Here is a 24826-nt window from a genome sequence, read left to right on the forward strand (position 1 = left end):
ATGACAACCAATCTGAACTGGTGGAAAGGTGGGATTATTTATCAAATTTACCCACGTAGTTTTATGGATGCAAATGGCGATGGTGTGGGTGACTTGGCTGGTATCACCAGTAAGTTAGATTACGTCGCCTCACTGGGTGTGGATGCGATTTGGCTGTCGCCTATTTTTACCTCGCCCATGAAAGATTTTGGCTACGATGTATCAGACTATCGAGATATCGATCCGATGTTTGGCTCGTTGGCAGACTTTAAAACTCTGATTGACCGATCCCATGAATTGGGTTTAAAAGTCATGATAGACCAGGTGATCAGCCACTCGGCCGATGTGCATCCTTGGTTTGAAGAGAGTCGTCAAGATAAAACCAATCCTAAAGCCGATTGGTATGTATGGGCGGATCCAAAACCAGATGGCTCACCGCCAAATAACTGGTTATCTATCTTTGGTGGCAGTGCGTGGAAATGGGACAGCCGTCGTTTGCAATATTATTTGCATAACTTCCTGGAGTCTCAACCGGATTTTAATTTCCATAATCCAGACGTGCGTCAGGCGCACCTAGATAATATGCGTTTCTGGTTAGAGCTTGGTGTGGATGGTTTCCGTTTGGATACGGTGAACTTCTATTTCCATAGTGAAGGCTTGGAAGACAACCCACCTGTGCCAGTGGGTGAGCCAAAAACCATGGGCGCACCACACGATAATCCTTATACATATCAGCGCCACGTGTATGATTTGAGTCGCCCTGAAAACTTAGAGTTCTTGAAAGACATGCGTGCCATGATGGACGAGTTTCCAGGCAGTACAACGGTAGGTGAAATTGGCGATGATTTCCCACTGAAACGCATGGCGGAATACACATCGGGTGGCGATAAGCTGCACATGGCGTACACCTTTGATTTTTTGAATAAACCTCATACGCCAGATTACATTCGTGATGTGTTAAAAAACATGCAGGAGATTGTCGGCGATGGTTGGCCGTGCTGGGCATTGTCGAATCACGATGTTGTTCGCTCGCGCACACGTTGGGGGGCCGACGAAGATCCAGAAGCTTACCCGCTGATTGCGTTGGCGCTGATTTTGTCCTTACGCGGCAGTGTGTGTTTGTATCAAGGCGAAGAATTGGGCTTACCTGAGGCTGATGTGCCGTTTGAACGCATTCAAGATCCTTACGGCATTCCACTGTGGCCTGTGTTTAAAGGTCGTGATGGCTGCCGTACGCCAATGGTGTGGGATAATTCGGAACAAGGTGGTTTTTCAACGGTAGAACCTTGGTTGCCTGTTGACGCTCACCATTTACCATTGAGTGTGGCGGAGCAGGAAGCCAATCCTGAGGCTTTGTTGCATAAGGTGCGTCAGCTGATTCATTGGCGTCAGCAACAGCCCGCTTTGGTCAACGGTGAGCTGTCTCAGCTGGATGTGGGTAACGCGCAATTAATTGGTTTGGTACGTGAATATCAAGGTACTCGTTTGCTCGTGGTACTTAATATGACGAGTGATACTCAGCAGGCGACTGTAAACAGTGGCTTGGTTGAAGTGGACGGGCATGGTTTCACGTCTACGTTAGAGGGACAAACATTGACTTTACCGGCTTATCAAGCGTTTTACGCTAGGCTGTCTTAAGCGTTATTGCACAATGTATTGAGCGTTGCTGTTAACAAGCCGATTTGCGTTTTGCGTAAATCGGCTTGTTCGTCAAGGCTGTTTTTTTGGTGAAGAGTGGTTAGAGTGGTTGGTATGACAAAAAACATAAAAAAACTGACTTTAAAGGACGTCGCTGAGCGATTGGCAGTCTCCACAGCAACGATTTCAAACGCGTTTAATCGGCCTGATCAATTATCGGCCAGCTTGCGTGAGAACATTTTGAGTGAATGCGAAAAAATGGGCTACTTTGGCCCGAACGCTGCCGCTCGCAGTTTGCGTACTGGTCGTACTGGAATCGTCGGCATTGTGTTGTCTGATGATCTTAGTTACAGCCTAACGGATCCTGTAGCCAATCAATTCTTAAAAGGCATGGCGGAAGTCTTTGAAGCCAACGAATACAACATGTTGTTGTTGTCCTCAGATCAAGTCGAGCAAGATGCGCAAAGTCGTATGCAGTCGTCTATGGTGGATGGTTTTATTGTTTACGGTCATAAGCCTCAACAGTGTATTAACGCACCTTGGCTGATGCCAAATAAGAATATCATCACGGTGGACAGTTTTATTCCGGGTACCACATCAGTCAACATAGAAAACCACAGTGGTGCTTATCGAATTGCTTGTCATGCTTTGCAGCATAAGCCGGACGCGGTGGCGATCTTGGGCTTGAGTTTGTTGGCGACCGATCGTGTGTGCCGGATACGTGAAGATGAGCTGTTCGATCGTGCGGCGTCTATTTCCATTCAGAGGTTGTATGGTTATTTTCAAGCGCTAGAAGAGCATCAGTTATCGGTTGCATCGGAACATATTTGGAATATCCCTGAGAACAATCATAAGTTAGCCTATCAGGCGGCGCGTGAAGCGTTAACCATGGCCAAGCGCCCTCAGTTATTGCTTTGCATGAGTGATTGTATTGCGATTGCCGCTGTGCAAGCGGCTTTGCATATGGGATTACGTGTGCCGGAAGATCTGCAAGTAGTGGGGTTTGATGGCATTGCAGAGGGTGGCAATATTCATCCTTCGATCACGACCATTCACCAGCAAACGGTTGAAAAAGGCCGTGTTGCCGCCGAGGTTTTTTTAGGTCTTAGGGAAGCGAAGGACGTGGTGTTAGAAACGGAACTTGTGGTTCGCGAAAGTTGTCCTTCTATTGCTGAGTCCAAGTGCATTGACACTGAACACGCCCATTCTGTTTTGGCGTGATTGTTATCTACAAATGGTCATTATCACAGCCAATAATTGGCGATATCGGCTGTTGGGTCCATGTGATGGGCAATTTGTGCTTGCAGTAATTCCGCCGACGATAAAGCATCAGTGAGTGCATGATGTGCTTTATAGCGAGGTAATTTATAGCGCTGACGACAAGCGTCTAAGCGCAACGAAGGTTGTCTGCCAAAGCGCTTCCACCATGGCTTGTAAATAATGTGGCGCTCAATATCCATGGTATCCAGTACGGGAAAATACAATGGGAAGCCATAGATTTTCATCGAGGCTTCTAGTAGAAACTGACGCTCAATCGCCACGCAATGAACAACGATTACTTGGCCTGTTAGTGCGGCTAAAATCTGGTCTAAAATCGCTTCAAGTGGCGGTGCTTCCGCCAATTCGGAATGAGTGATTTCGTGAATAGTGACCGATTCTGCATTCAATGAACGTTCGGGTTTTGCCATCCAATATTGAGCACCCTGACAACGGATGATTTTGTTACTGAGTGGAATGACACCAAGGCTGATGATTTCATCCTCTTTTGGATCTAGCCCGGTGGTCTCTAGATCTAATGCCAATAAGGGCGTATCTTGCAGCGAGGTTTGTGGCGTAATCATCCCCGCTTGATAGTAGCGTTTCAGTGGTCCTTCGGGGGCTTCTTCCGCCCATTGGGCAAACATGGCTTGCCAGTCTTGTTTTTCTTCTTTTGTTTTGGCTTTCAGTAATTTACTCATTTTAGCTGCGTTTCCCAGCGTAGCGAAATTTAATAAACTCTTGTTGTCCTGACACAATGTGAAACGCATCCCGTAAATGGCGTTTTTCAAAGGAAGATAGGTTCTCGGGATTAACGTGATTATTGGGTTCTTCGCCTGCTTCTATTTGCTCTTTTTGGTGTCGAATGCGCACCATGCCAATCATCTCTAAGGCCAGTGCTAGATCTTTGGCTCGGCCATCTGGTAGCAAGCCGGCGGCCTCTATATCTTCGATACGCTCTAAGGTGTTGAGTTTGTCGCTACCGCAGGCGAGAGCGTGTACCCTCACAATGTCTATGATGGGGGCAATGCCTCTTTCTTTTAGGTTAAAAGTACGCGATTGCGTGCCTTCACCGTCCAGAACGAATTGTCTAAAGAAACCTAACGGTGGTTTACGTTGATTGGCGTTTCTGGCCATAAAGGTCAAAAAGCCAGAATGTTGTTGTGCTTCACGGCGTATATGTTGATTGAGTTGCAAGGCAAGTGTTTTATCGCCATAAACGCCACGCAAATCAAAAAAGATAGACAGACGTAACAGCGCTTCGGCCTTGGGCTTTTGAATCCATTCACTGAAGTTTTCTTTCCACACACTCAATGGCTGACGCCAACGAGGGTTGGATGCCATGATGTCGCCAGAGCATAAGTCATAACCGCATTTATCTAGATTATTACAAACCCAATCTGTCAGTGCTTCAAAATACTCGCCATGCAGTTTTTTATTATATTTGTCACTTAAAATCAGCGCATTGTCTTGATCGGTTTTGATGGTTTGCTCTTCTCTCGCTTGTGAGCCAAGCGCGATAAAGCAATAGGGGATAGGGGGTGGACCAAATTTTTCCTCTCCGAGTTGCAGCAATCGTTTTACAAAGGCGGTGCCTATGTGTGACATAGCGTTGCCAATCATTTGTGTATTGGCATCGGCTACAACCAGATGGGTAAAAGTATGTGTCATCTTGCGACTGATACTTTTTAAGCCCTCAATACTGGTTTGCTTATAAATGTCGCTGATGAGATAAATGCTGCCATGACTTTCTTTTTGAATGATATCGCCTGTGCTTACTACCCCAATAGGACGACCATTTTTCACCACCGGAATATGATGAACGTTACGTTCCATCATTTTTAGCACGGCTTCGGCGGCATAATCTCCGCTGTCCATAACGATAGGGTGACGGGTCATGATGTCTGCAATTGGCGTATCGTAGGCAAGGCCTTTAGCAACCGCTCGAGTGCGTAAGTCTTGATCGGTAACAATGCCGATAAGTTCGTCAAATTCCGTAATCAATAAACTGGACACTCGATGCTCCGCCATGATTTGCGCAGCCACCCGGATGTTTGAGCTGGCGTCTGTGCTAATAGGAGGGCGTCTTAGTAAGCTAACAACAGGGCAAGTCATTAGCGATACGTCTGAGCTTTGCGAATCCATGGCGACGCGCAGCCGTACCTCTCGGGCTAACTGAAAGAAATCAGAAAATGTGTCGTTCTCTTCGTACAGCTTAAGGAACCAGCGGGCAGGAATGCGATACAACAAGCTGTCTTCAATAGTGCGCATTGACTGTGATGACTTGCCGCCGCGCAACAGAGAAAAATAGCCAAAGAGTTCGCCTTCATTCATACGTCGAATTAACTTGTTCTCTTTGCTCAGTACCTCTATCGCCCCACTACGGATAAAGAAAAGCGTATTGTTCAGTGCGCTTGGGGCGATGACCCACTCGCCAGCACGAACGTACTGTATCTCTATTTCTTTCACCATATCATTGAGTTGTGTATCATCGGCAATCTCATTGAATGGGGCGTGTTGGCAAAGTGCCTCGAGTATTTCTGTTAATTCGACGTCCATCGTACCCTTCCCGTTTAGTAGAACTGATTTATGACAGTAGTGGCGATGCTATGGTCACTATTCCCATAATAAGAAAAAGCAAGCAAGCCAATTGACGAGTGCGGTCCGCGTTAATTTTATCCATAATCCAACGTCCTGCAAAAACAACAGGCACGTTCGCCAGCATCATTCCTACTGTTGAGCCAATTAAGACCATCCAAACACTGCCGTAGTGAGCACCCAATAGAACCGTAGCAATTTGAGTCTTGTCACCGATTTCCGCTAAGAAAAACAACACAAAGGTTGCGCCAAATGCGCCATATTTAAGGACTTGGCTGTCTTCGCTGTCGTCTTTATCAGGAATTAATAACCAGAGCCCAACAGCAATGAAGCTTAGACCAACAATCCAGCTAATAGCACTTTCTGGAATCCACTGAGCAATTTCAACACCTAGCCAAGCAGACAAGGCATGATTGAGCAATGTGGCCGCCAGAATACCGAGAACAATTGACATTTTAGAGGCGAAACGTGTTGCAAGGAATAAAGCCAAAAGTTGCGTTTTATCACCCATTTCAGCAAGGGCAACAGTAGAGATAGAAGTGAGTAATGCTTCCATTTATGATAGGTCCTAGGTGGGCAATAAAACAAAAGACAATAAACTCGTGCCCACCTGAGCCAAGTTATTGTCTTAAGTCTCATCAATCCCGTCAATCCGATCAGGACTTCTTTGCCACGAGCTTGAGGCTCAATTATGTTGACAAAGAATCTTTGCAGCACACATTAGTATGTAGGCTGTGCAAAGAAGATTACTCCCCTAAGAGAACGCGCATAGTAAAGTATTTATAAAAACAACACAACGCGAACGATCTATATTATTCGCGTTGTGTTGTCACGGTTATTTATAAAGGTGCATATCGCTGTGCAAGCCTTTCCACAAACTCACACACATAATCAACATGAGTACAGTGAAAGGTAAGCCTATAGTAATAGCGGCTGCCTGAATGGCACCAAGTGCTTCAGAGCCACCACCTACTAGTAATGCAATGGCGATGATACCTTCAAGAACGGCCCAGAAAACACGTTGGATCATAGGCGCGTCGGTTTTACCGCCAGCGGTAATTCCATCAATGACCAAAGAGCCAGAGTCTGAAGACGTGACAAAGAAGACCAATACCAGAATGATGCCAACAAAAGAAATCAGCCCGGTTAACGGTAGGTTTGCAAACATCTGGAACATGGCTAATGACGAATCACCAATGCCGTCGGCTAATGCACCAATACCGTTGGCTGATTGGTCTAGAGCAGAACCACCAAAAATAGACATCCACACAAGAGAAACCACAGTTGGTACCAAGAGAACGGCAACTAGGAACTCACGAACAGTACGACCACGAGAAACACGTGCGATAAACATGCCGACAAATGGTGACCAGGAAATCCACCAAGCCCAATAGAATACAGTCCAACCATGGTAAAAGGTTGTGTCATCACGACCAATCCAGTTACTCAAAGGAATGATGTTTTCAACATAGCTCAAAAAGTAAGAACCCATAGCGGCAAAGATAGCGCCAGTATTACCAACGATGACAATGAAAATGGCCAGTACTGCAGCGATAATCATGTTGATATTGGATAACAGTTTCACCCCTCCTTCAAGACCACGTGCTACTGAAATAATAGCCACCGCGGTAACACCACAGATCACAAGGATTTGTGTTGTTAACGTGTTAGGGATATCGAATAGGAAGTTGAGGCCACCTGCGGCTTGTAGTGCGCCAAAACCAAGTGAGGTTGCTAAACCAAAAATCGTCGCAATCACGGAAATTACATCGATTACATGGCCAATAACCCCCCATACTTTTTCACCAAATAATGGGTAAAAAGCAGAGCGGATTGTCAGAGGTAAGCCTTTGTTGTATGCGAAAAACGCTAAAGATAACCCCACGACGGCGTAAATAGCCCATGGGTGAAGGCCCCAATGGAACATGGTGGCGCCCATGGCAAGATCGCGTGCTTCTGGGGTGTTTGCCGCCACATCAAATGGCGTACCGTACCACGCTGTATAGTAACCGACAGGCTCAGCCACACTCCAAAACATCAGACCGATACCCATGCCAGCTGCGAACAGCATTGAAAACCAAGTAATGGTTGAGTGTTCTGCGCTTGCTTCTGTGCCACCTAAACGAATCTTACCCAAAGGTAATGCAATCAAAATCAAGCAGAAGAGTACGAAAATATTCCCTGCGACCATAAAGAACCAATCAAAGTTATCGATTGACCAGTTTTTGGCGCCCGATAAAACGGCACTGGCATCCGCTGGGAAAAGAATACTGCCAATAATGAATGCGAAAATGATCAAAGCGCTGGTGCTAAACACAGGGTTAAGTACATCTAGGCCAAGAAACTGAATGTTATCTTGTCCTACTTTGTACGATGTGTTGTATTCTGCCCGACCACTGTCAGGTACTTTATTACTCATAAACATTCTCCTGAATTAGTGGAACTCTTTCTAATCTTTTTAAACGAAAATCAACATGAGTGTTTTTTATACAATCTCGTTAGTTCACACTAAAAGAATTCTCATTATCAGATTGTTCTTAATGCGACGTATTTTGTCCTATTTTCACAATGTATGCATAATCTTTGGCCAGTTATCAGTTGTTTTTGAATCGATCGAGGCGGCGGATTAATGTGTCAAAATAGCGTTATTTTTCGTTTAAAAAGACAAATGTATTAGAAATATCCACACTACGGTGTGTTTCCAATGAAGCGAAAAAAGGCCATCGAGGATGGCCTTTTTCAATTTTTAACCTAACAAGAATTGCATCAATTTAGTTAGATGTCAAATTATAGTAAATAAAGTGGTCCTGTTGGACTATCTTTAAGGAAGGAACAACTCGAGTAATTCATTGAGAAATAGCTTACCTTTTTCTGTGGTTTTGACACGCTGTTGTGTCCATTCATCGTGGTCTAAAAGCCCTTGCTTTAGCGCGGTTTCACAAGCTTTGATCAGAGAAAATGGCACACTTTGGTAGGTAAATCGTTCATAATCCTTTAAATCAAAGGTTTCGAATAAACGCAGACGATTCATCATGAATTCTAGAGGTAAGTCTTCTTGCTCAATGGCCTCTTTGATGACTAACACTTCAGGCAAGTTGTTCAAGTAATGATTCGGGTGACGAGTCTTTCGTGTACGAAATATTTCACCATTAACCAATGTGATCTTGCCATGGGCGCCAGCGCCGATCCCTATGTAATCGCCAAAACGCCAATAGTTGAGATTGTGTGCGGCGCGTCGATTGTCTTTCGAGTTTGCTGACACTTCATACTGAGCATAACCATGCTGGGTGAGCAGTGCTTGTCCTGCGTCTTGAATGCCCCACAAGGTGTTGTCTTCAGGAAGCGTGGGTGGACGACGATAGAACTCAGTATTGGGCTCGATAGTCAGTTGATACCAAGATAAGTGCTCAGGGTTCAACTCGATGGCCAGTGATAAGTCTTCCAGTGCCATGTCTAGGCTTTGGTCTGGTAAACCGTGCATCAAATCTAGGTTAATGTTGTCAAAGCCAGCGGCTCTAGACTTATCCACAGCGTGTATCGCTTCTTCGCGGTTGTGGATTCTTCCTAGGGTTTTCAACAGGTTTGGCTGAAAACTTTGGATCCCGATGGATAGACGATTAATGCCCGCTTGGCGAAAATGACGGAATTTTTCTTGCTCAAACGTCCCTGGATTGGCTTCCATGGTGATTTCGGCATTGTCAGCCCAACTCAGCTTTTCACGTAGCGCGTCCATTAAACGATAATAGAAGTCTTCGCTCATCAAGCTGGGCGTGCCGCCGCCAATAAAAGCCGTTTGAATTTTCCGTCCAGCCACATAAGGTAAATCGGCGTCTAAATCTGCCAGAAGTTGCGCTAGATAAGCATCTTCCGGCAGTTTGCCATTACTTTCGAAGCGATCCGCTTGATGGGAGTTAAAGTCACAGTAAGGACATTTACGCACGCACCAAGGTAAGTGAATGTACAAACTCAGTGGCGGTAATTGACGACTCAAAATGCGTTACCCGCTAGCAGAGAAGGGGATTGTTGAAACGCAGCAAGCAGCTGTTTTAAGGCTTTCCCTCTGTGGCTGATTTGATTCTTTATTTCTTTTGGTAGGCTAGCGGCACTGCACGCGCATTCCGGTACATAAAATAGTGGATCATAACCAAAGCCTTCTTGGCCTTCAGTCGACGTTAAAATACGGCCTTCCCATACACCATGGAACACTTGTGGCGTCGGATCGTCTTTATGGCGCATGTAAGCTAGTACGCAATGAAAACGAGCGGTACGTTGCAGCTCAGGCACGCCCGCTAGTTTTTCCAATAGCAGCGCGTTATTTGCGTCGTTGTTGCCATGCTCGCCGGCAAAACGAGCGGAGTAAATGCCTGGTGCACCGTTAAGATAATCCACTTCAATGCCGGAATCATCGGCTAATGCAGGCAAACCCGTTTGTGCGCAAGCATGGCGTGCTTTAAGGATGGCATTTTCAATAAAACTTAAGCCAGTTTCTTCGGCTTCTTCAACGTTAAATTCACTTTGCGGCTTAACGTCGATGCCCATATCGCTAAGCAAGGCATTGAATTCTTTGATTTTTCCAGCATTATTGCTGGCGAGTACGATGGTGTTTTTCATCGGTTTTTCCTTTGTCATTCTTTAAAACAAAGGCGGCTGATTGGCCGCCTTGTTGTGTGATGTATCGCTTAACGACTGATATGAAAGATGGCCGTTTCACTGAATAAATTGGGCATAGAGCGAATCCACCAATGGTCTTTTAGGTGACCATCGACCGCGGCCCAACGTAGGATTTTGATGTTTTTTTCATGGCATAAACGCTCAAAATCTTGAAAGGTAAAAAAGTGAATGTTGGGTGTGTCATACCAGTTGTATGGCAAGAAATCCGACACGGGCATTCTGCCCTTTAACGCCAAATGTAGACGACTGCGCCAATGGCCAAAGTTCGGGAAGGTAATAATGCATTCTTTGCCGATGCGCAGCATTTCATCGATCAGTAAATCGGGACGACGGAACTGTTGCAGTGCGTGCGTCATCAGTACGAGATCAAAACTTTGATCATCGAAGTTTTGCAGCCCTTCATCAATGTTTTGCTCAAGAACCGGAATGCCTTTCTTGATACAGGTATTTAAATCGTCTGGGCCAATTTCTAAACCATAGCCACTGACTTTTTTGTTTTGGATCAGGTGGTGAAGCAGTTCACCTGGACCGCAAGCTAAATCCAGCACTCGTATATTGGGTTGAATCCATTCATCAATCATTTCTAAGTCAGAGCGCATTTATAGGGTCTCCGTCGTTACGTTGCTTGCGATGCGCGTTAAAAAGGTGCTTAACACGGCCATATAGCGAGGAATTGGGAACAAAAAGGCATCGTGACCTTCTGTCGCTTCGATCTTGGCGTAAGAAACCAGTTTGCCGGCTTTGACCAAGGCGTTAACAATCTCTTCGCTACGTTCTGGAGCGAAGCGCCAATCGGTAGTAAAGGACACCAGTAAAAATTCACATTGAGCTCGACTCAGCACCGCCGATAAGTCGCCATTGGTTTGCGAGGCAGGGTCGAAGTAATCGAGCGCCTTGGTCATCAGCATGTAGGTATTGGCGTCAAACCGTTTGGTGAAGGCTTCGCCTTGATAGCGTAAGTAACTTTCGACTTCAAATTCAATGCCGTAATTGTATTGGTAGCTGTCGTGGCGCATTTGGCGGCCAAACTTTGCGCCCATGGCATCGTCTGACAGATAGGTAATGTGACCTAACATGCGGGCCAAACCCAGGCCGTTGGTTGGAACGGAATTATTTTCTAGGTAATTGCCGTCAAAAAAGTCAGGATCACGACGAATAGACTGACGTGCGACTTCGTTGAAGGCAATGTTCTGTGTTGATAATTTCGGCGCTGACGCGACAATCACAGCAGATTTCAAGCGAGTGGGGAAGCGAATGCTCCATTCCAGTACTTGCATGCCGCCAAGGCTGCCACCGACGATAGCGGCAAAGGTTTGGATGCCCAATAAATCGGCTAAGCGTGCTTGGCTTTCGACCCAATCTTCTACTGTGACAATCGGAAAGCTGGCTTCCCAACGCTGCCCTGTTTCTGGATTAATGCTGGTGGGGCCTGTTGAACCACAGCAACCACCTAAATTATTGAGTGCAATAACAAAAAACTTATTGGTATCGATGGCTTTGCCAGGTCCTATTGCGGTATCCCACCAGCCAGGCTTGGTATCCGACATGGTGTGATAGCCTGCCGCATGATGGTCGCCGCTTAAGGCGTGACAAATTAAAATCGCATTGGATGCGTTTTTATTTAGGGTGCCATAAGTCTCGTAAACTAGCTGATACGAGGACAAGGTTTGTCCGCAGGACAGTGCCAACGGTGTGTCGAATTGCGCAATCTGTGGCGTAACAATACCAACAGAGTCGGCTGGGATGACGTCCGGCATAGGTTTGTTCTTATCCTAAAGTAAAGTCCTAAAGAAAGTGCTCGAATTCCCGTGAAGAAACGTGGGAAGGTTCATCGATGAGTGATGCGACACAGTCTATCGTTTGCGCCTAGTGTCATCAAGAGGTTGCGATAGAATGGTCGTCTTTGAGAAACGCTGGTGTTGTCATTTGTGGACCATACCAGCGCGTTGGCCAGTGATTTTTTAAGCGAGTGTGAACACTTGTGTTTTCACCGCAAGTTGCGCAGAAATGAGCTGAATCTGCTTGGTTTTGTCAGCCAAAATATCGATAGAGCGGGTATCTTGGCTGAGTTGTTGTGCAATTTCTTCCATCTCGGTACTCATTTGGATCGCAGTACTGGCAACGTCTTGAATGGCGTTTGCCATCGAGTCGGTGGATTGTGATCCTGTCATGGCATTGTTTTCGATGTCACGCATGGCTTCTTCGGCCTTGCTGCCATTTTCGCTGATGATTCTTAAGTTGTTTTGCCCACCTTCCATGGTACTAATGGCTGTCTGAGTGGACTGCTGAATGGTATTGACGATGTCTGTGATTTTCGAAGTGGCGTCGACGGTTTTTTCTGCTAAGGCTCTGACTTCATCAGCCACCACGGAGAACCCGCGACCCGCTTCTCCAGCCCGTGCTGCTTCGATGGCGGCATTTAGCGCGAGTAAGTTGGTTTGGCTAGCAAGATCATTGATCATGGCAATGACGCTGTCGATGTTTTTAGATAAGCGCCCCAGTTCATCAAGTTGATGGCTGGTCATATTCACAATGTTCACCGTATCAGTGATGCTATTTAATACCATTTTAATGGTGTCAGCTCCTGATTTAGCTGATTGATAGGTATCATTAGAATGGGCTCTAAGTGTATTTGTGGTACTGGATAATTCGTTTAAGCGGCTTGATATATCGTCGGTGGCGGACGCTAATGAGTGGGTACGCTGATTGACTAGGTGGTTACTACTGGCAATGTTGTTGATGGTGTTGTTCAAATCGGTCGACATGGTACTGACATTATCCGTGGTAGAAACCACATCTTTTAATACCTCACCGAGGCCGCCAGTCATTTCATTTAGCGATTGACTGAGTTGGTCAAACTCATCGTTACGTTTTCTGTTAATTATTGCTTTAGAAGACATGTCCCCTTTTTTGACTTTGTTTAGGTCAGTCATGATGCTGTGCAAGGTCATGTTAACGCTACGGCCAATGGCGACCATAAGCAACGTGGCGAAAATGATGACGGCGGTGCTGACACTAAGAAGAGTGATGTTGGCTTGGTTAGAACTTTTTTCAGCGTCGGTTTCGGCTTGGGCAATGGTCGCTTCGATCAGTTGACTGGCCTTGAGCTGGCTGTCATTAAAGCGCGCTTTTTGTTCAGTAAACTGGGCTTCTACGGTATCAAGAGATTGGTATTCTTTACCATATTGAATAAGGGCATCACGGTAGGCGTTGGCTTTGATTCCATGTGTGTCTTGAAAACCAAAATTCTCTATACGGTTATCAAAGCGAGAAAAACTTTCGTTAAATTCGGCTAACGTGCTGTCTTTTGGATCGGATAGGTAGCTCGCCTCGGCTTTACGTACGTTGGTAAACTCTCGCTTTAGTAAACTGAGACTTTGTATATCGTCACTGATTTCTAGACCCATCTTGTCGATACTGCCACGTAAGCCTGAGGCGGAATCGAAACCAATAATGTAAAGCTTACCAATCAATGCCATTAAAGCTTGGCTGTAATGGTTCATTTCAGTGAGGTTGTCTTCCAGTGTGCGTTGTAATTCTAGACTATTTGCTTGTTGGATATTCTCGTTAATAGTTTGGTTGTTTTGTTCTATTTGCTGATTGGCGCTCGCAACATAGTCCGCGTAGTTGTCGACTGAAATGGACCTTAGCTTATCGGCAATTTCGAGCATATGAATGCTTAGCTGATCATTTGAAGCTTGAATGTTGGATAACGTTCTTAGTTCGTTATTGGCGCCTTGCTGGGAGGAAAGGCCTTTCATGGCAACAAAGGTCACTATGATGAAACCCAGAACGGCTGTAACAAGCAGCAACAGTAATTTTGTCTTAAAGGATAGGTTGGCTAGCATGATGACTTTCCTGATTATAGAGAAGCGTTATTAGAGAGAGTGCGCAACATAAGTAACACCTAGTGGTTTAGATCTATGCAAGCATCGTGCTAAAAATACACAAACTGACCCGTTATGTTTGGGGGGACGATGTGCAGAGTGATTTTTATTTGTCCTTTTATGGTGCAGAGTATGGTTTGGGTGCAAAAAAAAGCCCTAATTTGGTTAGGGCTTCTTGCTGGTGTTTATTTGTTGATGTCGAACAGCCGATAAACCAATTGTCCAGCCTGTTTTTCTTTTATTAATGACCAGTGAGCAGGTAGGGCTGGTAATTCGGCTTCTTTCTCCATTTCGATGTAGACTAAAGCGCGTGATGCGAGCCAGCCTTTTTCGAGTAATGGAATGATTTGAGCGAGCCAGCCTTTGCGGAAAGGCGGATCTAAAAATACGATATCCATCGCATGTGGCGTCACGGTATCTAGAAAAACGGCAGCGTTTTGAGCGATTACTTTGGCTCTGTCTGTTGCCCCCAGTGTGGCTAAATTGGCGGTCATTTGTTGTGACACTATGCGTGAATTATCCACAAAGGTTAGGTGCTTTGCACCACGTGACAAGGCCTCTAGTCCCAGCGCACCAGAGCCGCAAAATAGATCACCGCAGACGGCCCCTGGAATCTGGTGATTGATCCAGTTAAACAAGGTTTCTCTGACTCTGTCCGGTGTGGGTCTTAAGCCCTCAACATTGGGAATGGGTACTTGGCGCGATCGCCATTCCCCCGCGATGATACGCAGTTTTGAGGCTTTCGCTTTGCTGTTGTTGACTGCATTACTGGGGGGATTTTTTTTCATTGGTAGACCTGAATCTCTTGATAGGACGATGGTTTTAAGAGGGTTTTAAGGGTGGCTTTGTACTCTTCTATCGAAAAGTCGTTAATTGCCTCTTGGTAGTCTGTAGCGAATTTCTCCAAGGTTAATGGGCCATTCTGGTTCGTAACTTGGGTGGCGATGTTGCTCCACCAAGTGGGCGATAAGCTTTGTTGCTCAAGTTGTTGCTTGAAGTTGTCTAACAGTGTTTCGAAAGTTTTGGGGTTGTTGATGGACGGTGCCTCTTCAACAAAAATAAGGCTCTTGGCATTGATAAGACGCATCACGTCATCGGTAGGCAAGTCATTGGTGATGTTGTTGCCATATTGAATACTCCACCATGCCCAAGGATTCTGTGGTGACAGTATTAAGGTAAGTTGAGCAAAATCAATGTGTGGTTGCTGATTCAGCGTGGCAATCAAATCGGCTCCCCAAATTTGCAAACTGATCCACTCTTCAACAGAGGTGATGGGCGTCAACGCTAAGGCGCTGCGCGTTTGCCAAAGTTCGCCTTCTTGTTGCTGAATGGTCACACTTAGAGGGGCGTGTTGGATGCTGTCTGCTGTCTCATCGGATAGGCGATAATCTTGGCTAATGGCGTTGACCGCATTTTGAATAGCCATTTTGGCTTCTGATGACATATCGCCGACAATAAAGATGGCTGTCGCAGACCTTGTTAAGTGCTGATAGTAGTTTGAAACGTCTTGTAGAGACATCGTGACATCGTCCGATTCACTTTGTGGTTGGACGCTGTCAAAGAATAAAATCTCTTCTAGTTCGTGCTGTATCTGTGGGTTGCTCTGTTGTTGACGCTGCCAATTTTCAAAAGTGCGATGCTTGAACTCCGGCGCTGTTAGCCAGTTGTTAAGCAAAGATAGCGTGGGTACTAGGTATTGAGGGTCGCTGCTTAATGTCACACCAATACTTTGTCTTTCGTGATCATAATAGCTGCTTGCGCTCGCCGCTAAAGGCGTTAGTCGTTGATTTATCGACGCCGTACTAAGTGGCAGGGAGTCGCTCATCAAAAGGGCGAGTGTCGCCTGAATCAGTGGCGTGTTGGTAGTGGTGGCGCGAAAAGCAAAGCGAATTTCCAGTTTATCACTTTCTTGCCATTGTTCTTGTTTTAGCCAGATAACAGGAATGCCCGATGTTGTGGTCCAAGTTTCAATGCTGGGGGCTGGTAGTTTAGTGCCCGATGCCGTTAGGTTAAGTAGCCAAATCGCTAATGTGCAGAACAACATAATGGCCGCTAAAACGGGGCGACTAAAAAGAGGTTTGTTACTATCGGACATAATTTACCTTAGAAAGAGAAGGGCGGTTGATGAAAACTAAGCCTGTTTGCGAGCCAGAATAATGTTAAAATAATGGTTTCTAAGTGTTTGTATATGTGGTGCTGTGTCTAATCATAGCATTTCACCCTTGTTTCCTGCATCAGTCAAAATAAAGAGATCGATTTAATGGAAGTTGTTAATCAAATTGTTGCTTTTTTTACACCGTATCTTGGTGAGTATGCGCGTTATGTTCCAATTGTTATTGGTACGCTTTTAGCCATTATCGCCTTTGTGATTCGTCGCCGTTTTGTCAATAAAATGAATGCCCGTATCGCGGCCGCCAAACAACAAGACGCCCAGGCTTCTGCCGCCATGTCGCAAGAGTCTGAATTGGACCAAGCGGCCTCTGCTGACGTGCAGGATGATAAGGAGACAAATACACTCAAGCGCCAAGAGCTTGTGACGCAGGTCTCTACTTCGCCGCAACCATCCTTGTCTTGGTCACAGCGTATTAAGTCAGGTTTGTCGCGTACACGCAGTGGTTTAGGGAGCGGTTTGTCTTCGGTTATTGGGGGGCATAAAAAAGTCGATGACGACCTATTAGAAGCATTGGAAACGCAATTGTTGATGGCGGATGTTGGCATTGATGCCACTCAGGCTTTGATTAGTGGATTAACCGATAAGTTAAACCGTAAAGAGCTGAAAGACTCAGCCACCTTGCTGACCCATTTAAAAGCCGATATGGAAAGTATTCTGAGTCAGTCCCAACAGGTCTTGGATCCGGTTAGTCAAGATGGGCCTTTTGTTATTTTAATGGTGGGTGTAAATGGTGTCGGTAAAACGACAACGATTGGCAAGCTGGCGAAAAAATATCAGGCGGAAGGCAAAAGTGTTATGTTGGCGGCAGGTGACACTTTTCGTGCGGCGGCGGTTGAGCAATTGCAGGTCTGGGGTGAGCGCAATAATGTTCCTGTTGTGGCGCAGCATACCGGTGCCGACTCTGCATCGGTTATATACGATGCTATTGAGTCTGCCAAGGCGAAAGGCATTGATATTGTGATCGCGGATACGGCTGGTCGTTTACAAAATAAAGCCAATTTGATGAACGAGTTGTCAAAAGTGGTTCGTGTGATGAAAAAGCTGGACGCCAAAGCGCCACATGAAGTGATGTTGGTGTTGGATGCAGGCACGGGCCAAAATGCCATCAGTCAGGCGAAGCTGTTCTCCGAAGCCGTTGGTGTGAGCGGTATTACGCTGACGAAACTGGATGGCACCGCGAAAGGTGGTATTATTTTCGCGATTGCGAAACAGTTTGCTTTACCTATACGCTATATTGGTGTGGGCGAGCAGGCTGAGGATTTGCGTCCTTTTGTGGCGCAAGAGTTTGTCGATGCCTTGTTTGATAGTGAGTAAGTTGTTATTGGCTTTGTTTACTGTTGTTTCTAATTTAAGGATGCTGGATTAGCGTGGAAATCGAATTTCAACGAGTGGGAAAAAAGTACGAGAGTGGACAAGAAGCACTGTCGCAGGTGAGTTTTCATTTGCAGCAGGGCGAAATGGCTTTTCTTACTGGTCATTCGGGTGCCGGTAAAAGTACCTTAATGAAACTCATGATGATGATTGAACGTCAAACTTCGGGCCAGATTTTGGTTGATGGTGTGGATCTGCGAACGTTGAGTCGTAGGGCCATTCCCCATCATCGACGCCGAGTGGGCGTGGTCTTTCAAAATCATCAGTTGTTATTGGACAGAAGTGTTTTCCATAATGTGGCCTTGCCATTGCAAGTAAGCGGAGCAGACTCTCAGCAAATTGCTAAGCGAGTGCGTGCCGCGCTGGACAAAGTCGGCTTATTAGATAAAGAAAAGTACAACCCAATGGCCTTATCTGGCGGTGAGCAGCAGCGAGTTGGCATTGCTCGCGCGGTGGTGAATAAGCCACAGCTGTTGTTAGCGGATGAGCCGACAGGGAATTTGGACCCTAAATTGTCAGCTGAAATTATGAATTTGTTTCAGGAATTTAATCGTGTGGGCGTCACGGTTCTTGTCGCCAGTCATGATTTGGCACTGGTTGCTCGTATGCGTCATCGTGTTTTGACGTTGAGCCAAGGTCGAATGGTGAATGACGGAGGGTTTGCCTAAATGGTGCAAAAACCCAATCAACGAGGCGCGACCAGAGAGTCCATTAAGGCGACTAAGCATCATTGGCCGACACGGCGCTCTTTCAGCCCTACGAAGTACTTTCGTCAACACCAAGAAACACTAACAGAAAGCTTTATGCGACTGGTCAGTTATCCATTGGCCAGTATTATGACGGTGATGGTGATTGCCATTGCCTTGTCTTTGCCGGGCGGTTTGTATGTGTTGTTGAAAAATGTGCAATCGGTGACAGACCAATGGGAGCAGCAGTCGGTTATTACCCTGTATCTTTTTTCCAATTTAGAAGACACACAAGCGCTTGCGTTATCGCATCGTCTTTCGGCATTGGATAATGTGGCATCCGTTGAATATATTTCGAAAGAAGAAGGCTTGCGCTATTTTGAGCAATCAAGTGGTTATGAGCAAATTATGTCATCGCTACCTGAAAATCCTTTGCCGATTGTATTGCGCGTGATCCCTACTCTCACTGTGGATGTGAACACTCTGGCTAGTTTGCAGGCCCTTCGCGATCAGCTGGCGGCACAAAAGGAAGTGGAGTATGCCGAATTGGATGCACAATGGTTACAGCGTCTTGCCAATATACTGAGTTTTGGGCAACGATTTGTCTATGCGTTGTCTGTGTTATTGATTGTTGCCGTGTTTTTAATTGTAGGCAACACTATTCGTATGGCGGTAGAAAGTCGTCGTGATGAAGTCTTGGTAATGAAGTTAGTGGGGGCGACAGATGCTTACATACGTCGACCTTTTTTGTACATGGGACTGTGGTTTGGGCTTTTGGGTGGTTTGTTTGCCAGCCTATGTATTCTCTTGCTTAGCTGGTGGGTAAGTGCGCCTGCTGAGCGGCTGATTGAGCTCTATCAGAGCGGCTTTCAACTACAGACTTTTAATGCAGATGAAATTATTTTATGTTTAACTATAAGCGCATTGGTTGGTGTTGTTGGCGCGTGGATTGCGGTTAGCCGACATATTTCAAACATTGAGCTACAGTGACGATGAAAGGCTAAAATCACTACAAAGGTAATAGCCATGGTTTATTCACATTTATGTCACACACAAGCCGAATTTACTTGGTAGTATTTTGTCATACAGGCATGAACAACGAGAAAGGTGGAAATAGAGATGGGTAAAGCTCTTCAGCCTACAGATATGATGATTCCAGGTCAGAACCTAGAGTCCTATATACAAGCCATTAGCAGAATTCCGATTTTAACGGCCGACGAAGAAAAAGCGTTGGCAGATCGTCTTTATTATCAAGAAGATCTTGAGGCGGCACGTACGCTGGTTATGTCGCATTTAAGATTTGTTGTGCATATCGCGAAAAGTTACTCTGGATACGGTTTAGCACAAGGTGACCTTATTCAAGAAGGCAACGTTGGCTTGATGAAAGCGGTTAAACGCTTTAATCCAGAAGTTGGCGTGCGTCTTGTTTCATTTGCGGTACATTGGATCAAGGCCGAAATTCATGAATTTATTCTGAAGAACTGGCGCATTGTGAAAGTGGCGACGACGAAAGCCCAGCGAAAAATGTTTTTTAATCTTCGCAGCGCGAAAAAATCGCTATCTTGGTTCAGTAATTCCGAAGTGGAGTCGGTTGCCAGTGACTTGGGCGTGACCCCGGAAGTGGTTCGTCAAATGGAGGGGCGTTTAAGCTCTTCGGATATGGCATTTGATGCTTCAGCGGATGACGATGATGACAGTGCGTTTCAAGCACCCTCTCAATATCTAGAGGATCATCGTTCAGACCCAGCAATGCTACTTGAAAACGGCAATTGGGAAGAAGATTCCAATCAGCGCCTTGAAGTGGCGATGGCTGATCTTGACGAGCGTAGCCGAAACATCTTAGTACAACGTTGGTTGTCTGATGCGAAATCGACCTTGCATGATTTAGCGGATGAGTATGGCGTTTCTGCTGAGCGTATTCGTCAACTCGAGAAAAACGCGATGAAAAAAATACGTCTGGCAATGGGCGATGGTCAGTTCGACTGATTTTAGCGTTGCGTTGTTAAGACAATAAAACCCTCCTAAGTGAGGGTTTTTTTATGCAATAGGGTCAGAGCGGAATAGCGATTTATTATTGGCTTTGGAGTTGGTTGCCCGGTACAAATCGCCATGTACGAATGATTTCCAGCTTATCGACTTCTTTCTTTAGTTCACTAGGGAAGGTCTGAAAGGGCTCTGCAAGACGGACAATGCGCATGGCGGCATCATCTAATACTCTGATGCCAGAGGAGTGCAGTACCTCAATGTCGTCTACGTAGCCATTTGGCAGTAAGATGACGGCGAGGCGTAGTTCACCATATAAATGGTTACGTTTTGCTTCTTCTGGATAGTGAATATTGCCAATGCGTTCGATGCGACGACGCCAATCGTCAAGGTATTGAGCGTCAATGGCGGCTTTAGCAGAGACCGAGGTGAGGCGGCGGATTCTTGGGCGTTTGGCATAGGATTGTCGCTGTTGGTCCAGTAAAGCCTCTAACGTTGCAATATCATTAGAAAGGTGACTGGGAAGTTGCGTTTCTCCTCGAAACTGCTCTTCTAAGGTTTTTGGCTCTTGTTCGGTTTCATTCACTATTTCAAAAACCGCCTCTTGATTGGTTGTCGCCAGCAAGTTGGGCTCGTCAATCGGCTCTGCTGAAGCGAGTTGCGGTTGGATCGGAGGGGATATTTCCTGAATCGTGTCCGCTAAGAAGCGTGCTTCTTCCGTGGTAGTGAGTTTTTGTTTGCGTAGCTCTGTGCCGCTGGCTTGTTGGTTTGCTTGTGCAATGAAGTCGGCTTCCGTCGGGGCGCTTGTTGTGTGTTGAACCAGTGTGACTTCCAGTGTTTTTGGCTTGGGAGAGGGCAACTGAAAATCGAAGCCAACCACCATCACCATTAGCACATGAAAGCTAATGGCGATGAAAAGCGCGACGGAAAATTTATCGATTACTCGCATGTTGATCTTACTGAAGGCGTTTTTCTATGGCTTCTATTAACATCATGGCGATATTCAGATCAAATTGCGCATCTAATTCACGAACACATGTTGGGCTGGTAACATTAATTTCGGTGAGATAATCACCGATGACATCTAGGCCGACAAACATTAGGTTCTTTTCTTTTAGTGATGGGATGACTTGGTCGCAAATCCAACGATCGCGTTCAGTCAAAGGACGGCCTTCACCGCGCCCGCCAGCAGCCAAGTTGCCTCGAGTTTCACCAGAAGCTGGGATACGTGCCAGCGCAAACGGTACCGGCTCACCATTAACGACTAAAATGCGTTTGTCGCCATCTTTGATTTCAGGGATGAACTTCTGTGCCATGATTTGTTCAACGCCCATATTTGTCAGTGTTTCGATAATCACACTGACGTTAGAGTCATCTGGCTTGATACGAAATATTGAGCTGCCGCCCATGCCATCCAGTGGTTTGAAAATGACATCGCCATGCTCTTTATGGAACCCTTTGAGTAAGTCAGCACGTCTGGTCACTAAAACCGGTGGACAGCAATGTGGGAACTGGGTGGCGAACAGTTTCTCGTTACAATCGCGTAAGCTTTTCGGATCGTTAACAACAAGAGCACCATCTCGTTCGGCCTGCTCTAGAATCATGGTGCTGTAGACAAATTCGCTATCAAATGGTGGGTCTTTACGCATTAAAATCACGTCCATATCACCCATTGCCATTTTGGTTTCTTCACCAAGATCGTAAAAGTGCGCAGGGTCTTTATAAACCTGTAATGGGCGAGTCATGGCATAGGCTTTACCATTGTCTAAAAATAAATCTTTTTGCTCCATGTAAATAAGTTGCCAGCCCTTTTCAGCGGCAGCCCATAACATAGCGAGTGAGGTGTCTTTTTTGTAGTTTATGGATGAAATTGGATCCATAACAATGCCGAGTTTGATAGTCATAAGGCGTTTCCTAAAGCGAAAGCAACGTTTTAGTGCTTTTTCTAATCTGTTAATAGAGGTTGATGCTATAGAAATATGGGGGCGCTGAGAAGAAAAAACAGCCACGATTTGTAGATAGTTACGTTTATAAACAAAAATACCCTGTGCGATGAAGATTGAGGTATAAGGCGGGTCATATTATTTAGCACAAAGCCATTGGTTATAGCGTTAGATGTATAAGTCCAATGGCTCTGTTTTGGCTATTTCTGTTTTCACTGCCCCTCTATTGTGACTACCAACTCCCTGTATTTTCATCCGCTTCCAAGAACAGCTCGTCTTCTGGCGCTTTGTTGCTTCTTTCTGCTGGAGACTGGGGGGTGGATGGCGTGTTTCGCAGTGTTTTTTCGTCTTCTTTTAGCTCATCAATCGCGGTTGGGCCGGCCTTAGGGATAATTTTCTTTTTATCAAATTCATCATTGAAACCAAGCAATTGTGGGCGATAAATGCGGAAGGCACGCATTAGCTCACCTTTGGCGTTAAATAAACGGAATTCTGAGAATAGTTCGTCATAGTCGGCATTAACGTAGTCTTGACGGGCTTGGAACAATTCGTTTTCGCTATCCAGTACGTCTAGCAAGGTTCTGCGGCCTAAGCGAAATTGTTTTTCGTAAGCGATTTGCGATTCTTTTGTGGCAATAACGTATTGTCGGATATGCTCTTTTTGTCCCGTTGTTGCTTCAAACGCAGCCCAAGCGAGTCGTACAGTAAGCTCAGTGTCTCTGATGGTTTTACGGCGAATTTCAGACGCTTGAATGTTTTGTTGAACCGCGACTTGTTTTTGACGCTTTTGAGTGCCACCACTGTATAAATTGTAATTCAGCCTAACCATGGCCAACAAATCTTCACTTGGACCTTCATCCCCATCAATATTGTTATTCCAGGTTCGTTCTAAGACAAAGCTTATGTTTGGGTAGTTGCTTGCATCAGCAATTTTCTCAAGACTTTCTGTGGCGGCAACGTCCCAGCGAGCACCTTCAATGGCTGGGTTCTTTTTTAATGCTTCACTGATAGCCAAGTCTAAATTTTGAGGTATGAGATCCTTATCTGGGACAGGATAAATGAGGTCGTCTGGTGGCAACTCGCCAACAATATTGAGATAGTTGCTTTCTGCGTCTCTAAGGTTATTAACGGCGGCCAAATGATTTGCATTGGCTTTAGCAAGACGAGCCGTTATTTGGCTTAAATCCGATTGACGACTCACACCGGAGTCGCTTTTTAATTTAATTTGCCCGTAAATGCGTTCATGGGTTTTTAGGTTAAGTTCGGCGAGTGTGACCAGCTCTCGATAACGCAAGACATTGGCAAACACTTGAGCAACTTCCAACGCGGTATTTTCAACAGAAATTAACGCATTCCAGCGATTGGCTTCGGCTTCGCTGTTTAATCGATCGATCTCATTCTTGGTAGAAAAACCATTGAATAGAGGCTGATTTAAGGAAAGTGTGAGTTCACGACGCGTCAAGTCAACGTCGTTAGAGTTTGCATTGTCTGCATAGGTTGTCTCACGGCCGATACCTGCCGAAAGGTCTGCGCTTGGATAGTAGCCAGAGCGTCGGGCTATTTCGGCATTTTCTTTGGATTCTCGATATTCAGCAATGGCTTGTCTAACCGTTGGGTTATTCTCTATCGCAATATAGGTGGCTTCCTCTAGAGTGAGAGCTTGAGCCGTTGCAGGTAGAAGTACCGTCCCTATATAAACCGTGCAAGTCAAAACGATTCGGTAAAACATGTGATCATCTGTCCTTTATTGAGTCATACTAAAATGGTAAAGCCATTTACACTCTGAATATGTAGTGATTCTGTTAGTGCTTGCTGGATATGAGAATAGATTAAATATCGCCCCACAAAACATTAATGACACTAAGCGCGACCACCGGAGCGGTCTCAGTCCGCAGTACTCTTGGCCCAAGTGTAATGGCGTGAAACCCTGTTTTTTCAGACAGTTGAACCTCTTTTTCTGTCAACCCGCCTTCCGGCCCGATTAACAAAGCAATGCGATTGTTTGTTGGTTTTTCATATTGGCGAATCGGTTTGGCACTATGATGATGTAAAGTGAGTTTTAACATTTCGTTACATTTCTCCACCCATTCGGTCAATTCTATGGGAGGGTAAACGATGGGAACCACGCCTCGGCCACATTGTTCTGCCGCGCTGATAGCAACTTGCTGCCAATGTTGTTGGCGCTTTTCCGCTCGACTTTCTTGAAGCTTGACTTCACAGCGTTCACTAAAAAGTGGCTGAATAGCAAATACCCCGGCTTCGACGGACTTTTGAATGGCGTAATCCATACGCTCGCCACGAGATAATGTCTGTCCTATGGTAACTTGAATCGGGGATTCATTATCTAACGCTTCAAAGTCGGTAATCTGGATATTAGCAGAGCGTTTTTCGACATCGCACAGGGTAGCGTTAAATTGACCGACTTGATCGTTAAACGCTCGGCCATTGAACACACGAATAGGATGGTCCGTTTTCAAACGCAGGACTTTGCATAAATGCTGAAATGCCGCATCAGGTAAGGCAAGAGTGGTATTCTCGTTGAGTTCTGTGTCGATAAAAATTCGTGGAATACGCATACCTTATCCTATGTTTTCGAGTGTTTAATAATATAGAAATGAAAAAGCCTTCTTCTGCCATTTA

General features: G+C 45.6%; 21 protein-coding genes and 1 riboswitch. Of the genes, 6 read left to right on the forward strand and 15 right to left on the reverse strand.

Annotated elements, in window-relative coordinates:
- On the forward strand, positions 1 to 1617 hold the full coding sequence (locus tag DK187_RS03340; RefSeq protein ID WP_111605927.1) for an alpha-glucosidase: 1617 nt from the start codon (positions 1 to 3) through the stop codon (positions 1615 to 1617).
- A gap of 114 nt (positions 1618 to 1731) precedes the next feature.
- Entirely contained in the window at positions 1732 to 2838 is a 1107-nt protein-coding gene (locus tag DK187_RS03345; protein WP_111605928.1) for a LacI family DNA-binding transcriptional regulator, read from the forward strand.
- A 23-nt stretch (positions 2839 to 2861) separates the two neighbouring features.
- Here the strand turns inward: DK187_RS03345 and DK187_RS03350 are convergent, their stop codons facing one another.
- From DK187_RS03350 to DK187_RS03400, 11 genes are all read right to left on the reverse strand, one after another.
- Positions 2862 to 3575 (reverse strand): 3'-5' exonuclease, encoded by a 714-nt coding sequence (locus tag DK187_RS03350; RefSeq protein WP_111605929.1) that lies wholly within the window; start codon positions 3573 to 3575, stop codon positions 2862 to 2864.
- 1 nt (position 3576) lies between these two features.
- The gene (locus DK187_RS03355; protein ID WP_111605930.1) at positions 3577 to 5433 is read right to left on the reverse strand and encodes a DUF294 nucleotidyltransferase-like domain-containing protein; all 1857 of its coding nucleotides are present in this window, start codon (positions 5431 to 5433) and stop codon (positions 3577 to 3579) included.
- Positions 5434 to 5461: 28 nt separating this feature from the next.
- Positions 5462 to 6028 (reverse strand): TMEM165/GDT1 family protein, encoded by a 567-nt coding sequence (locus DK187_RS03360; protein ID WP_111605931.1) that lies wholly within the window; start codon positions 6026 to 6028, stop codon positions 5462 to 5464.
- Positions 6029 to 6036: 8 nt separating this feature from the next.
- Positions 6037 to 6239, reverse strand: a riboswitch (yybP-ykoY riboswitch).
- Between the two features lie 68 nt (positions 6240 to 6307).
- Complete coding sequence (locus DK187_RS03365; RefSeq protein WP_111605932.1) at positions 6308 to 7891, reverse strand: BCCT family transporter; 1584 nt, start codon at positions 7889 to 7891, stop codon at positions 6308 to 6310.
- 402 nt (positions 7892 to 8293) lie between these two features.
- Positions 8294 to 9463, reverse strand: a complete 1170-nt coding sequence (gene hemW, locus DK187_RS03370; protein WP_111605933.1) for a radical SAM family heme chaperone HemW — start codon at positions 9461 to 9463, stop codon at positions 8294 to 8296.
- Positions 9460 to 10083 carry an RdgB/HAM1 family non-canonical purine NTP pyrophosphatase gene (gene rdgB / locus DK187_RS03375; RefSeq protein WP_111605934.1) on the reverse strand — a complete coding sequence of 208 codons (624 nt, stop codon included), beginning with the start codon at positions 10081 to 10083 and terminating at the stop codon, positions 9460 to 9462. Before rdgB ends, hemW begins: the two co-directional genes overlap by 4 nt.
- 68 nt (positions 10084 to 10151) lie before the next feature.
- Entirely contained in the window at positions 10152 to 10742 is a 591-nt protein-coding gene (gene metW, locus DK187_RS03380; RefSeq protein ID WP_111605935.1) for a methionine biosynthesis protein MetW, read from the reverse strand.
- Positions 10743 to 11900: a homoserine O-succinyltransferase MetX gene (gene metX / locus DK187_RS03385; RefSeq protein ID WP_111605936.1), complete on the reverse strand. Its 1158-nt coding sequence runs from the start codon at positions 11898 to 11900 to the stop codon at positions 10743 to 10745.
- A 204-nt stretch (positions 11901 to 12104) separates the two neighbouring features.
- Positions 12105 to 13991, reverse strand: a complete 1887-nt coding sequence (locus DK187_RS03390) for a methyl-accepting chemotaxis protein (protein WP_111605937.1) — start codon at positions 13989 to 13991, stop codon at positions 12105 to 12107.
- A 224-nt stretch (positions 13992 to 14215) separates the two neighbouring features.
- Positions 14216 to 14818, reverse strand: a complete 603-nt coding sequence (gene rsmD, locus DK187_RS03395; RefSeq protein WP_111605938.1) for a 16S rRNA (guanine(966)-N(2))-methyltransferase RsmD — start codon at positions 14816 to 14818, stop codon at positions 14216 to 14218.
- Positions 14815 to 16125, reverse strand: coding sequence for a peptidase M16 family protein (locus tag DK187_RS03400; RefSeq protein ID WP_111605939.1), 1311 nt, complete (start codon positions 16123 to 16125; stop codon positions 14815 to 14817). The genes rsmD and DK187_RS03400 overlap by 4 nt, the downstream gene beginning before the upstream one ends.
- Positions 16126 to 16290: 165 nt before the next feature.
- On the opposite strand from DK187_RS03400, the gene ftsY reads away from it, so the two are divergent.
- The 4 genes from ftsY (at position 16291) to rpoH (ending at position 20246) form a co-directional block, all read left to right on the forward strand.
- Complete coding sequence (gene ftsY / locus DK187_RS03405) at positions 16291 to 17517, forward strand: signal recognition particle-docking protein FtsY (protein WP_111605940.1); 1227 nt, start codon at positions 16291 to 16293, stop codon at positions 17515 to 17517.
- A gap of 53 nt (positions 17518 to 17570) precedes the next feature.
- Positions 17571 to 18242, forward strand: coding sequence for a cell division ATP-binding protein FtsE (gene ftsE / locus DK187_RS03410; protein WP_111605941.1), 672 nt, complete (start codon positions 17571 to 17573; stop codon positions 18240 to 18242).
- The gene (ftsX, locus tag DK187_RS03415; RefSeq protein ID WP_111605942.1) at positions 18243 to 19250 is read left to right on the forward strand and encodes a permease-like cell division protein FtsX; all 1008 of its coding nucleotides are present in this window, start codon (positions 18243 to 18245) and stop codon (positions 19248 to 19250) included.
- 129 nt (positions 19251 to 19379) lie between these two features.
- Positions 19380 to 20246 (forward strand): RNA polymerase sigma factor RpoH, encoded by an 867-nt coding sequence (gene rpoH, locus DK187_RS03420; protein ID WP_111605943.1) that lies wholly within the window; start codon positions 19380 to 19382, stop codon positions 20244 to 20246.
- Positions 20247 to 20331: 85 nt separating this feature from the next.
- On the opposite strand, the gene DK187_RS03425 is transcribed toward rpoH, so the two are convergent.
- The 4 genes from DK187_RS03425 to DK187_RS03440 all read right to left on the reverse strand — a co-directional run bounded on the left by DK187_RS03425 (position 20332) and on the right by DK187_RS03440 (position 24762).
- Positions 20332 to 21192: an energy transducer TonB gene (locus DK187_RS03425; RefSeq protein ID WP_111605944.1), complete on the reverse strand. Its 861-nt coding sequence runs from the start codon at positions 21190 to 21192 to the stop codon at positions 20332 to 20334.
- A gap of 7 nt (positions 21193 to 21199) precedes the next feature.
- Positions 21200 to 22147, reverse strand: a complete 948-nt coding sequence (gshB, locus tag DK187_RS03430) for a glutathione synthase (RefSeq protein ID WP_111605945.1) — start codon at positions 22145 to 22147, stop codon at positions 21200 to 21202.
- Between the two features lie 271 nt (positions 22148 to 22418).
- Positions 22419 to 23915, reverse strand: a complete 1497-nt coding sequence (locus DK187_RS03435) for a TolC family outer membrane protein (RefSeq protein WP_111605946.1) — start codon at positions 23913 to 23915, stop codon at positions 22419 to 22421.
- 100 nt (positions 23916 to 24015) lie between these two features.
- Positions 24016 to 24762, reverse strand: coding sequence for a 16S rRNA (uracil(1498)-N(3))-methyltransferase (locus DK187_RS03440; RefSeq protein ID WP_111605947.1), 747 nt, complete (start codon positions 24760 to 24762; stop codon positions 24016 to 24018).
- Positions 24763 to 24826: the final 64 nt, after the last annotated feature.

Source organism: Marinomonas arctica (genome assembly GCF_003259225.1).
GTDB lineage: Bacteria > Pseudomonadota > Gammaproteobacteria > Pseudomonadales > Marinomonadaceae > Marinomonas > Marinomonas arctica.

Coding starts and splice junctions, on each gene's coding strand:
- DK187_RS03340 (WP_111605927.1), top strand. CDS start 1: ATGACAACCAATCTGAACTGGTGGAAAGGTGGGATTATTTATCAAATT.
- DK187_RS03345 (WP_111605928.1), top strand. CDS start 1,732: ATGACAAAAAACATAAAAAAACTGACTTTAAAGGACGTCGCTGAGCGA.
- DK187_RS03350 (WP_111605929.1), bottom strand. CDS start 3,575: ATGAGTAAATTACTGAAAGCCAAAACAAAAGAAGAAAAACAAGACTGG.
- DK187_RS03355 (WP_111605930.1), bottom strand. CDS start 5,433: ATGGACGTCGAATTAACAGAAATACTCGAGGCACTTTGCCAACACGCC.
- DK187_RS03360 (WP_111605931.1), bottom strand. CDS start 6,028: ATGGAAGCATTACTCACTTCTATCTCTACTGTTGCCCTTGCTGAAATG.
- DK187_RS03365 (WP_111605932.1), bottom strand. CDS start 7,891: ATGAGTAATAAAGTACCTGACAGTGGTCGGGCAGAATACAACACATCG.
- rdgB (WP_111605934.1), bottom strand. CDS start 10,083: ATGAAAAACACCATCGTACTCGCCAGCAATAATGCTGGAAAAATCAAA.
- metW (WP_111605935.1), bottom strand. CDS start 10,742: ATGCGCTCTGACTTAGAAATGATTGATGAATGGATTCAACCCAATATA.
- metX (WP_111605936.1), bottom strand. CDS start 11,900: ATGCCGGACGTCATCCCAGCCGACTCTGTTGGTATTGTTACGCCACAG.
- DK187_RS03390 (WP_111605937.1), bottom strand. CDS start 13,991: ATGCTAGCCAACCTATCCTTTAAGACAAAATTACTGTTGCTGCTTGTT.
- rsmD (WP_111605938.1), bottom strand. CDS start 14,818: ATGAAAAAAAATCCCCCCAGTAATGCAGTCAACAACAGCAAAGCGAAA.
- DK187_RS03400 (WP_111605939.1), bottom strand. CDS start 16,125: ATGTCCGATAGTAACAAACCTCTTTTTAGTCGCCCCGTTTTAGCGGCC.
- ftsY (WP_111605940.1), top strand. CDS start 16,291: ATGGAAGTTGTTAATCAAATTGTTGCTTTTTTTACACCGTATCTTGGT.
- ftsX (WP_111605942.1), top strand. CDS start 18,243: ATGGTGCAAAAACCCAATCAACGAGGCGCGACCAGAGAGTCCATTAAG.
- rpoH (WP_111605943.1), top strand. CDS start 19,380: ATGGGTAAAGCTCTTCAGCCTACAGATATGATGATTCCAGGTCAGAAC.
- DK187_RS03425 (WP_111605944.1), bottom strand. CDS start 21,192: ATGCGAGTAATCGATAAATTTTCCGTCGCGCTTTTCATCGCCATTAGC.
- gshB (WP_111605945.1), bottom strand. CDS start 22,147: ATGACTATCAAACTCGGCATTGTTATGGATCCAATTTCATCCATAAAC.
- DK187_RS03435 (WP_111605946.1), bottom strand. CDS start 23,915: ATGTTTTACCGAATCGTTTTGACTTGCACGGTTTATATAGGGACGGTA.
- DK187_RS03440 (WP_111605947.1), bottom strand. CDS start 24,762: ATGCGTATTCCACGAATTTTTATCGACACAGAACTCAACGAGAATACC.